The organism is Blautia sp. AM29-29 (genome assembly GCF_003480555.1).
GTDB lineage: Bacteria > Bacillota > Clostridia > Lachnospirales > Lachnospiraceae > Fusicatenibacter > Fusicatenibacter saccharivorans.
The window spans coordinates 109,070-120,355 of sequence record NZ_QUJD01000001.1 but is presented as its reverse complement, the minus strand read 5'-3'; the positions used below and the strand labels follow the sequence as shown (position 1 = coordinate 120,355).

General features: G+C 48.1%; 9 protein-coding genes, 1 tRNA gene and 1 other annotated feature. Of the genes, 9 read left to right on the top strand and 1 reads right to left on the bottom strand.

Translation table 11 applies throughout. The features are described from left to right. The first annotated feature begins 72 nt into the window (after window positions 1-72). Both ilvN and ilvC read left to right on the top strand, forming a co-directional pair. On the top strand, window positions 73-579 hold the full coding sequence (gene ilvN / locus DW769_RS00560; protein WP_022462281.1) for an acetolactate synthase small subunit: 507 nt from the start codon (window positions 73-75) through the stop codon (window positions 577-579). Between the two features lie 158 nt (window positions 580-737). Continuing rightward, a complete protein-coding gene (ilvC, locus tag DW769_RS00555; protein WP_022462282.1) occupies window positions 738-1,757 on the top strand; it encodes a ketol-acid reductoisomerase in 1,020 nt (339 codons plus the stop codon). A 158-nt stretch (window positions 1,758-1,915) separates the two neighbouring features. On the opposite strand, the gene DW769_RS00550 is transcribed toward ilvC, so the two are convergent. Beyond that, a complete protein-coding gene (locus DW769_RS00550) occupies window positions 1,916-2,272 on the bottom strand; it encodes a sporulation initiation factor Spo0A C-terminal domain-containing protein (protein WP_022462283.1) in 357 nt (118 codons plus the stop codon). Between the two features lie 265 nt (window positions 2,273-2,537). On the opposite strand from DW769_RS00550, the gene DW769_RS00545 reads away from it, so the two are divergent. The 7 genes from DW769_RS00545 to DW769_RS00515 all read left to right on the top strand — a co-directional run bounded on the left by DW769_RS00545 (window position 2,538) and on the right by DW769_RS00515 (window position 11,258). Next, window positions 2,538-2,611 (top strand) — tRNA-Pro (locus DW769_RS00545). Window positions 2,612-2,706: 95 nt separating this feature from the next. Next, window positions 2,707-3,735, top strand: a complete 1,029-nt coding sequence (locus tag DW769_RS00540; RefSeq protein WP_117800954.1) for a LacI family DNA-binding transcriptional regulator — start codon at window positions 2,707-2,709, stop codon at window positions 3,733-3,735. Window positions 3,736-4,026: 291 nt separating this feature from the next. Continuing rightward, on the top strand, window positions 4,027-4,479 hold the full coding sequence (locus tag DW769_RS00535) for an extracellular solute-binding protein (RefSeq protein WP_158568304.1): 453 nt from the start codon (window positions 4,027-4,029) through the stop codon (window positions 4,477-4,479). A 125-nt stretch (window positions 4,480-4,604) separates the two neighbouring features. After that, window positions 4,605-4,868: a binding site (T-box leader), on the top strand. Window positions 4,869-4,968: 100 nt separating this feature from the next. After that, the gene (locus DW769_RS00530; RefSeq protein WP_173815153.1) at window positions 4,969-6,630 is read left to right on the top strand and encodes a 2-isopropylmalate synthase; all 1,662 of its coding nucleotides are present in this window, start codon (window positions 4,969-4,971) and stop codon (window positions 6,628-6,630) included. 15 nt (window positions 6,631-6,645) lie between these two features. Continuing rightward, window positions 6,646-7,251, top strand: a complete 606-nt coding sequence (locus DW769_RS00525; RefSeq protein ID WP_055218094.1) for a hypothetical protein — start codon at window positions 6,646-6,648, stop codon at window positions 7,249-7,251. Window positions 7,252-7,460: 209 nt separating this feature from the next. Continuing rightward, window positions 7,461-8,945 carry a threonine synthase gene (gene thrC, locus DW769_RS00520; protein WP_118749841.1) on the top strand — a complete coding sequence of 495 codons (1,485 nt, stop codon included), beginning with the start codon at window positions 7,461-7,463 and terminating at the stop codon, window positions 8,943-8,945. A gap of 81 nt (window positions 8,946-9,026) precedes the next feature. Next, window positions 9,027-11,258: a cell wall hydrolase gene (locus tag DW769_RS00515; protein WP_118749840.1), complete on the top strand. Its 2,232-nt coding sequence runs from the start codon at window positions 9,027-9,029 to the stop codon at window positions 11,256-11,258. Window positions 11,259-11,286: the final 28 nt, after the last annotated feature.

The following is an 11,286-nucleotide window of genomic DNA, read 5'->3' as shown; positions in this document are numbered from 1 at the left end:
GATAAGGCGTTGGAAGTTGTAAGAAATTGCTGAAAATCCGCGGCGCCTGCGGATGGAGGAAAGTTGGTGTTTATGGAACAGAAAAGAACATTATCCCTGCTGGTGGATAATACGCCGGGACTTTTAAGCAGAGTAGCTGGTCTTTTCAGCCGACGCGGATACAATATCGAGACGATCACCGCCGGTGTGACAGCAGACCCGCGATACACAAGAATGACTGTTGTTCTGTACTGCAGTGATGAAATGATTCTGGAGCAGATCAAAAAACAGCTGGCAAAACTTGTCGATGTGCGGGATATCAAAGAGCTGAAGCCGGACGAGAGTGTCAGACGAGAGCTGATGCTGGTCAAAATCCGTGTGAATGAAAATGAACGCCGCAATGTCATCGCCATCTCCGATGTCTTCCGTGGAAGAATCGTGGATGTGGGACAGGAAAGCCTGATTGTAGAGCTGACCGGAAACCAGTCAAAGCTCGAAGGGTTCCTGAATCTGGTACAGGGATACGAAATCCTGGAACTGGCCAGAACAGGAGTGACAGGACTCTCCAGAGGAGCCCACGATGTGCGTTACCTCGATTAACGCAGATCACATTACATACGTTTGCTAGAGGAATGAAATTTTTGTATAGAAAAGTTCATTTCCCTGACAAACAGCAAAAGGCAGAAATGCTTTTCGCTGTATAAATTGGCCGACCTGCCGCCGGTCAAGACATTCTATATATTATGGAGGAAAATAAAATGGCAGCAAGACTTTTTTATCAGGAAGATTGTAATCTCTCTTTACTGGAAGGCAAAAAAATCGCAATTATCGGCTACGGAAGCCAGGGACATGCTCATGCACTGAACCTGAAAGATTCCGGCTGTGATGTTATTATTGGACTTTATGAAGGCAGCAAATCCTGGGCAAAAGCAGAGGCACAGGGATTCAAAGTATACACCGCTGCTGAGGCTGCAAAACAGGCTGATATCATCATGATCCTGATCAACGATGAGAAACAGGCTGCAATGTACAAAAAAGATATCGAGCCAAACCTGGAAGAGGGCAACATGCTGATGTTCGCTCATGGTTTCGCTATCCACTTCGGACAGATCGTACCTCCGAAGAACGTAGATGTAGCTATGATCGCTCCGAAAGCACCTGGCCACACAGTAAGAAGCGAGTATCAGGCTGGCAAAGGAACTCCTTGCCTGGTTGCTGTTGAGCAGGATTACACCGGAAAAGCTCTGGACAGAGCACTGGCTTACGGCCTTGGAATCGGCGGAGCAAGAGCTGGTCTTCTGGAGACAACCTTCAGAACTGAGACCGAAACAGACCTGTTCGGTGAGCAGGCAGTTCTCTGCGGCGGTGTATGCGCCCTGATGCAGGCTGGATTTGAGACTCTGTGCGAGGCTGGATACGACCCAAGAAACGCATACTTCGAGTGCATCCATGAGATGAAACTGATCGTAGACCTGATCTATCAGTCGGGATTCTCCGGAATGAGATACTCCATCTCCAACACAGCCGAGTACGGCGATTACATCACCGGACCGAAGATCATCACAGAAGAAACCAAGAAGACCATGAAGAAGATCCTTTCCGATATCCAGGATGGTACTTTCGCAAAAGACTTCCTTCTGGATATGTCCCCAGCAGGCGGACAGGCTCACTTCCGTGCAATGAGAAGAAAAGCTGCAGAGCATCCGTCAGAGAAAGTCGGAGAAGAAGTCAGAAAACTGTACAGCTGGAGCAACGAGGACAAACTGATCAACAACTAATCGGTTTGCTGTCAAATGATCCATATCGGGAGGCTGCCTTTGCGGGCAGTCTCCTTTTTTCGTTCTATCGTTTTATCATAGAAAAAACACTTCCGCGCCATGCATATCCCCCAATATGATAGGGCGCGGAAGTGTTATCTTTTCTGTATTCGTTTTTTTTATGCCTCCTGACGACAGGCAGGAAAAGCACGGTAGTATTTGATATAAGAACTTAAAATATCAAAAAATTCGGAATTGGTCGGTTTTGTCAGAACCGGATGCACAGAAAGCGAAAAGAGCAGATCACGGTTTCCGCGGGTCCAGCAGACGGAAATAGCGGTGCGGATGTCTCGTTCGACGCAGGAGGACGATACCTGAAACGTTTGCGCGATCTTTGGGTACAGCGTTTTGCTGACCCGAAGGAGATAATCTTCGTCTTCCATGCATAAAGCGATACCATAGGCGAGATAGCGAAATCCGCGGTATTTTGCACCAATTCCTAAAGAGTGTAGTAGAAAGTAAATTTCAGTTTCCATTACGATGTCTCCTTTTATTCAGTTTTTACATAGTCTTTGCAGACGGGCATGCCAGAGGTGAAAGTTTGTATGGCATACGATTTTCCCCTTTCACTTATGATACGTGGAAAACGTCGAAAAATTACATATTCAGAAAGAAAAAGTGACAATATAGTAAAATAAAAGAGAATATGACACGAAATAAAGAAATGAATGTAATGAAACGGGAGAGGGAAAAATAACATTGATTTTTCAGAAGTTCGCTGGTATAATGAAAACATGATTACGGGGTATGGCGTAGCTTGGTAGCGCGCACGGCTGGGGGCCGTGAGGTCGCAGGTTCAAATCCTGTTGCCCCGATCGGTAAGAGTGTCGTTTTACGGCACTTTTTTTCTTACGGACAAAGACGTGTGCGGAAGAAAAATGAATTGCGCAGAAAAAACAGGGAGGAAGTTATGGGGAAAGTAACGATACAGAGTATGGCAAAGGAGCTGGGATTGTCCCGGAATACGGTTGCCATGGCATTAAAGGATGATCCGAAGGTAGCTCCGGTGACGCGGGAGAGAGTTCTTCGGATGGCGAAAAGAAATGGCTATCTGGGCGAAAATGTATATGTGGAAGAAGTTCGGGCACCGCAGGAGAAGCATTACAATATTATGGTTCTGCGTACGCGGGATGCCGCTGTTTATTGGGACCGTGTCGTGAGCGGCATCTCCGAGGAGGCGAGCCTCAATAACTGTCAGACGCGCGTTGCGGTCGTGACGGAGCGGGAGGAGGAGAACGGCATTCTGCCGCTCGGCCTGAATGAAAATATCGATGCGATCTTCTGCATTAAAATGCTGCCGCCGGAATATATGCAGAAACTGGTAAATCTGGGATACCGCATTTTTCAGCTCGACCATTACTGCGGTATCGAACAGCGGCCGATGGGCGATATCGTGCGTGTGGACGGTGTGCAGCCGGTGAGTCTTCTGACGTCCCATCTGATCGGGCAGGGCATGACGCGGATCGGTTTCCTAAGTGAGCACAGCAGCACGTATGAGTCGATGCATGACCGGTATGTCGGTTTCCTTGCAGCGATGGAACAGGCGGGCATTCCGCTCGAGGAGGAGCTTGTGCGCCCCAATATGGAGAGCGATCATTTTTATTACCCGGAAAATTTTGACAAGATTGTGGCGAGCTACGATACACTGCCGGAAGCGATTGTCTGCGGCAACGATATGATCGCCAAAAGACTGACAGAATCCTTCCGGAAAATCGGCGTGCGCGTGCCGGAGGATGTGGCACTGACCGGATTTGATGATGATGAGGACCGGATGCTGTATCCGTTCTTCTCAACCGTTCATGTCGATACGAAGTGGCTTGGCCGCCGTATGGTGCATGAATTTTTATGGCGGGAGGAGCACCCGGAAGCGCCGAAAGAGCGGATTCTCGTTTCGGGGGAGGTTGTGGTGCGCCGTTCCTCGTGCAAGCGTCAGGGATAGAAAGAAATAGAAAAAACAGGAAAAAGTGAACAAAGAAAGAAAGCCAGGGACGCCCCGGTGGACGAGAAGAAAAACCGTCTGCCGGGGCGTTTCCGGCTCCCTTTTTGCAATGATTCAAATTCGTGCATAAATGCCATGTAGAAAAACACTAATTAGTAATGCAAAATGGTGCATTTAAGGAAAACTAAACTGAACAAAAACGCAAGAATAAAAACCTTGTTAATATCACACATTAAAAAATAATGGTGCAAAATAATGCATTATATCGCCGGAAGGAAAGGAGAGAGCGAAATGCAGAAATGGATGGAGGACCGCTGCAACCTGGATATCGATATCATTGCACTGCCGGGCTGGTCGGATGCAACATCCAAAATTTCCCTTCTGATGGGCGATGAGACACAGCGACCGGACATCATCTGGTGGTGGAACATGGAAGCTGACTATACGAAATGGGTAGACGCAGGCCTTCTGGTGGATGTTTCTCCGTATATGAAGAAATACACCAACATGGTTGACTACTACAACAGCGTAGATCCTGGCGTTATGTTCTATGCATCCGGAGACAACGGAATTTACCGTATCCCGGGCGACGTTGCAGAGCCGGCATGTGAGACTCTGTGGATCTGGAAAGACTGGCTGGACAACTTAGGACTGGCTGTTCCGACTACACTGGATGAACTCAAGGAAATCCACGGAAAACAGGTAGAGGATTACCAGAAATACCTGGAAGAGTACAACAAATAAAACAACGAAATCATGTATTAGAGCACCCGCCGGAGCCTCCTTTCCGGCGGGTGTATTTTTACGGAATCCTGCGTTTTGCGCTTGACAGAGATGGAGAAAAATGGTAACATAAGAGCCAAGTTAGGAAAAAGGCAAAGAAGAGGAATACTACATGGAGCTTCCGAATCCAGAAAGCTGTTGGGTGATGCGAAACAGCAGACGAATTCCGTGGAACTGACCTCAGAGCCGCTGCTCCCAAATTTAGAATAAAAAGAGTAGGTGCAGACGGAAACCCACCGTTAGAGGGGCAGGATATGCAGATGTTTCATCCGTATCCGCAGAGTGTACAGAGAAAATCTCTGTAAAACAGGAGTGGTACCGCGTAAGATAGCAAGTCTTTCGTCTCTTGTGTCAGAAGCCGACACAGAAGATGAGAGATTTTTTTATGCTTTCATCCCGAATTTATGTCGGCAGAATAAATTATATTTCACTTTCTGAGAGGAGAAAATCATGATGAATGTAAAGAAGTATCAGAAACAGTACTATATGCCGCCGGTTCCGTGCATGGACTGGGCAAAAAAAGACAGCATCGAGAAAGCACCGGTATGGTGCAGCGTTGACTTGCGTGACGGAAACCAGGCGCTTGTCATTCCGATGAGCCTGGAACAGAAGGTAGAGTTCTTCAAACTTCTTGTGGAAGTTGGTTTCAAAGAGATCGAGGTTGGCTTCCCGGCAGCATCCGAGACCGAATATGAGTTTCTCCGCACCCTGATCGAGCAGGATCTGATCCCGGAAGACGTAACCGTTCAGGTTTTGACCCAGGCGAGAGAGCATATCATCCGCAAGACCTTCAAGGCATTAAAGGGCTGCAAGAATGCTATCGTTCACGTTTACAATTCCACTTCCTATGCACAGCGTCAGCAGGTCTTCAAAAAGTCGAAAGAAGACATCCTGAAAATCGCCGTTGAGGGAGCGAAGCTCTTAAAAGAGCTGACAGAAGAGGCCGGCGAGAAATACCGCTTCGAGTACAGCCCGGAGAGCTTTACCGGAACCGAGCCGGAATATGCGCTTGAGGTGTGCAACGCCGTTCTCGACGTATGGCAGCCGACTGCAGACCGCAAAGCCATCATCAACCTGCCGAGCACCGTGGAGCTTTCCATGCCGCACGTTTATGCAAGCCAGGTGGAATACATGAGCAAAAACCTGAAATACCGCGATAATGTCGTTCTTTCCCTTCATCCGCACAATGACCGCGGCTGCGGCGTTTCCGATGCAGAGATGGGTATCCTTGCCGGAGCAGACCGTATCGAGGGAACGCTGTTCGGAAACGGCGAGAGAACCGGAAACGTGGATATTATCACGGTCGGCATGAACATGTACATGCAGGGCGTCGATCCGGAGCTTGACTTCTCCGATATGCCGAAACTCTGCCATGCATTTGAATCCTTCACCGGTATGAGCATCAACCCGAGAAGCCCGTACTGCGGATCTCTCGTATTTGCAGCCTTCTCCGGTTCCCATCAGGATGCGATCGCAAAAGGCATGCACTGGATCGAGGAGAAAGCACCGGATACCTGGACCGTTCCGTATCTGCCGATCGATCCGACCGATATCGGAAGAAACTACGATGCAGACGTCATCCGCATCAACAGCCAGTCTGGAAAGGGCGGTGTCGGCTATATTCTGGAGACGAAATACGGCCTGAATCTGCCGGCGAAGATGCGCGAGGCTATGAGCTATACCGCAAAATCCGTTTCCGATCATCTGCATAAAGAGCTGCGTCCGGATGAGATCTTTGAACTCTTTAAAGATACCTTCGAGAACGTAACGACACCGTACAACATCAACGGCGTTCACTTTAAACAGCTCGATGAGGGCAGAATTGAAGCACAGGTTACCTCCAATTACGAGGGCGGTGAGTATGCAACTGTATATGCAGAAGGAAACGGCCGTCTGAATGCTGTCAGCAACGCGCTGAAACAGCAGTACAATCTGCAGTATGATCTGGTCAGCTACACGGAGCACGCGCTGGAGCAGAGCTCAAGTGCACAGGCAATTGCCTACGTCGGCATCAAAAAGCCGGACGGAATCCTTTCCTGGGGCGCAGGCGTAGATCCGGATATCATCCGTGCTTCCATCGACGCGCTGGTAACTGCAATCAACAACCGATAAGAAAAGAGAGAGCATATGCTGTTTAAAAACAAAATTGAATACACCAAAGGAATGTTTGTGGAGATTTACGGCACCGAGATAAAAAAAGTACGTCTGGTACTGCGGATCATTACAGGGATTGCTGTTGTGGCTGCGATCGCTTTTATGATCTACGGTGCAGCAGCGCGGGGATTTATCATGCCGGGAGACTTCTTCAATCTTGGAATCTCCATTCTGATGGCACTTCTGTGTACGTTTCTGCCGAATCTGATGGCACGTTCACAGATGAAAAAATGCAAAAAGAGAGGACTCCTTGGAGAACGTACCCTTCGTTTTACTGAGCAGGTGCTCACAATGACATACGAAAAAGAGGGCAGAAGCACTGATATTCCGCTCGAAGAGCTGACAAAGGTGACGGAGTTTGACAACTTTATCCGCATCACCATCGGAGGCAGAAGCACCTTTCTCGATAAGAAACGCTTTGAAATCGGAGACGCGGCAGCGTTTGTGACCTGGGCGGAAGATAAAATCGCAGAGAATGCGGAAAAAGAGGAAGAGGCACTCGCACTCGAGGAGACAGAAAGGGAAGCTCCGGCGTTAGAAGACGGCGAAGCAAAAACGGAGGAGTCCGACGAAAATTAAATCATACATTCTGACAAAAAATATTTTGGCAGAATGGTGGAAAATGGCTGTGCATTTTTGTGCACAGTCATTTTTTGTATATTTTTGTTGTTTTTTCATACTTCATCCATTATAATAAGAGGAAGCGTACAGGTAAAACTAATCTGAAACGTATCCGGCCGGGAGTTAGAGAGGCTCTGCCGGGAGTCAAAGTGAAGGAGAGAAAGAGCATGGAAGTATTATACAAAAGTACCAGAGGCAATGGAGAAACCGTAACTGCATCCCAGGCAATCTTAAAGGGTCTGTCCGACGACGGCGGATTATTTGTACCGACCTCCATTCCAGCACTGGATGTTCCCATGGAAAAACTTGCGGCTATGAGCTATCAGGAAGTAGCATACGAGGTAATGAGCCGTTTTCTTACCGACTTTACAGAAGATGAACTGAAAAACTGTATTGCAAACGCATACGATGCGAAATTTGACACAGAGGAAATTGCACCGCTGACAAAAGCAGACGGTGTTTACTATCTGGAGCTGTTCCACGGCGCAACGATCGCGTTCAAGGACATGGCACTTTCCATTCTGCCGCATCTGATGACGACCGCCGCAAAGAAAAACGGCGTGAAAAATGAGATCGTCATCTTAACTGCTACATCGGGAGATACCGGAAAAGCAGCAATGGCAGGCTTTGCAGATGTGCCGGGCACCAGAATTATTGTATTTTACCCGAAGAACGGCGTAAGCCCGATTCAGGAAAAACAGATGGTAACACAGAAGGGCAAGAACACCTACGTTGTAGCCATCCACGGAAACTTCGACGACGCACAGACCGGCGTGAAGAAAATGTTTAACGATAAAGAGCTTGGAAAAGAGCTGGCAGATAAAGGTTTCCAGTTCAGCTCTGCAAACTCGATCAACATCGGAAGACTCGTTCCGCAGGTCGTCTACTACGTATATGCTTACGCAAACCTGGTGAAAAACGGAGAGATTGCAGACGGAGAAAAGATCAATGTAACCGTTCCGACCGGAAACTTCGGAAATATTCTCGCAGCATTCTATGCAAAACAGATGGGACTGCCGATCGCAAAACTGATCTGCGCTTCCAATGAGAACAAAGTTCTGTTTGACTTCTTCCGCACCGGCGTTTACGACAGAAACAGAGACTTTATTCTGACAACATCACCGTCCATGGATATCCTGATCTCGAGCAATCTGGAGCGTCTGATCTACCGCATCGCCGGAAACAGCGAAGCAGCAGACCGCGAGCTGATGCAGGATCTTGCAAAGGACGGAAAATATGAGATCACCGATGCGATGAAAAAAGAGCTGGCAGACTTCTACGGCAATTATGCATCCGAACAGGAGACAGCAGACGCGATTGCAAAACTGTACAGCGATACCGGATATGTGATTGATACCCATACCGCGGTTGCAGCGGCTGTATACGGAAAATACCGCGAGGAAACCTATGACGAAACCAAGACCGTCATCGCATCTACCGCAAGCCCGTATAAATTTACAAGCAGCGTTCTTGCAGCGATTGCACCGGAGTATGACACCCTTCCGGTACTGGAGCAGGTAGACAAGCTGTCTGCACTTGCCAATACCGAGATTCCGCGTGCGATCGAAGAAATCCGTACTGCACCGGTGCTTCATACGACAGAGTGTGATGTAGATCAGATGCCGGAGACTGTTCGGGCGTTTTTGAAATAAGATAAAGCAGGAGCAGAATTTTAAAACAGGCAGAGCACACAGCAGGCTTTGCCTGTTTTTGCAGGGAGAGAAGAATAAATAATGAAAAATAAAGTAATCAGGGGAGTACTGGCGGCAGCCTGCGTGACAACCGCTGTCAGTGCTGCGAACGTATTTGGAGCAGGCACAGAGCAGAGTCTGGTAAATGAGGCTTCTGCTGTTACACAGGAAGAAACAGAAGAAACATCGGAGGCGGAAACCACAGACGAAAATACGCCGGAGATGACAGAAACGGAGATGCCGGATTCGACAGCGGAAAATGCCGCCTCGGATCTTCCGGCGGCAGAAGTACAGAGCGGAAAGTCCGAAGAGACGGCGGTATCCGTGCAGGATGGAAGCTATTACCCATGGGTGAATGAGAACGGGATCTGGTATTTTAAGGATCCGGATGGTACCATTGTCAAAGGAGCCTGGAGAGAGTACGACAAGAACCGTTACTACCTGAATAATGACGGAAAAATGGCGGTCGGCTGGAAAAAACTTGATGGAGCCTGGTATTATTTCCAAAGCTGGGGCGGTGTTTACCGGGATGCCTTTTACACCGTGAAAAATGTACCGTATTATTCTGATGCGGACGGAAAAATGGCGACCGGCTGGAAACTGATCGATGATGTGTATTATTATTTTGATGATCAGGGCGCGATGTACCGGAATCGTTTTTTTGAGTATGACAAGAATACGTATTATGTTGATGCGGATGGAAAAATGGCATCCGGGTTCGAACAGATTGACGGGATCTGGTATTACTTCCGAAGCTGGGGCGGCATGGCACAAAACACCTTTCTGACGCATAAAAATAATATTTATCATGTTGATACGGATGGAAAGATGACGACCGGCTGGCTGCTGCAGGATGGAACCTGGTATTATTTCCGAAGCTGGGGCGGCATGTACCGCAGCACCTTTTTCAAAGCACCGACAGGAAGTGCACTTTACTATGCCGATGAGAACGGAAAGATGGCTGTCGGAAAAAAACAGATCGACGGTGACTGGTACTATTTCAAGGACTGGGGCGGCATGTATCAGAATGCATTCATCAAAAACGGAACGAGTGTCTGCCATGCGGCTGCAGATGGAAAACTGACCATCGGCTGGCTGCAGCAGGGCAGTACATATTACTATTTTGATGAAACCGGAGAGCAGTATTTTGACCGCTTTTTTGAATATGACAACAATACATATCGTGTGAATGCAGATGGAAAGATGGTAACCGGCTGGCAGAAAATCAATGGTACGTATTATTATTTCCGGGGCTGGGGCGGCATGTACCGTAGTACCTTTTTCCAGCTTGGCGGTGAAACGTATTATGCCGATGCGGATGGAAAGATGGTGACGGGCTGGCTTTCGAAAGAGAACCAGTGGTATTACTTCCGGGAAAATGGTGCGATGTACCGCAATACTTTCTTTACGCATTTAAACAACAGTTACTATGCCGATGCCAACGGCGTGATGGTGACGGGAGAGCGGACTATCAACGGCGCTTCCTATTACTTTAAAGACTGGGGAGGCATGGCAAAGAACCAGTGGCTCAATGCACAGAAACGGATGGTAAGCGGTGATCCGCAGACGGGCTGGTATTACTTTGGAAGCGACGGAAAGATGGTAAAATCGTATTACGCTCTGCTGAAAAAGAACAGCAGCAACTGGTACTACAGCTTTGACGAAAACGGAGTGTGCATTCTCGGCTCGAGCCAGTATGTGCGTGCAAAGGACAGCGTAAGCGGAAAATATTATACGATGGAGCATCAGTATTACACGGATCCGTCTGTGAGTGACCGTGATTTCTTTGCGGCTATCTGCAGTGCGGAGGCGGGTGTCCAGAGAAAAACCGGTATGACGGCAGTTGCGATGGTCATCCGGAACCGGATGGCGGCACAGAATATTTCGCTCCGCACCGCGATTTATAAACAGCAGCAGTTTGAACCGGCGCGGAACGGAAGTCTGACAAACTATCTGACGGGAATTGCGGAGCAGAGCAGTTCGATTATCAATCAGCTGAAAAATAATGGAGCCTACGGTGCAGTGGATGAATCCCAGTCGATCATGGATGCATATCTGAAGAACGGCACAAAGCGTGTGATCCCGGGCTTTGGCGATACGAGAGATGATTTTGATTATCTATATTTCATGACTCCGAAAGCATTTAAAAATCTGAATATGGATAAAGAAAAATGTGTGACATATACATACACCTATAAATGGACAACTTCCAGCGGAACAGCGCGGGAAGATTCCCATATTTTCTTTGTGAACTGGGTGAAAAAACAGAGCTGATCGGACGTCATATCGAAAGAAGGGGCGA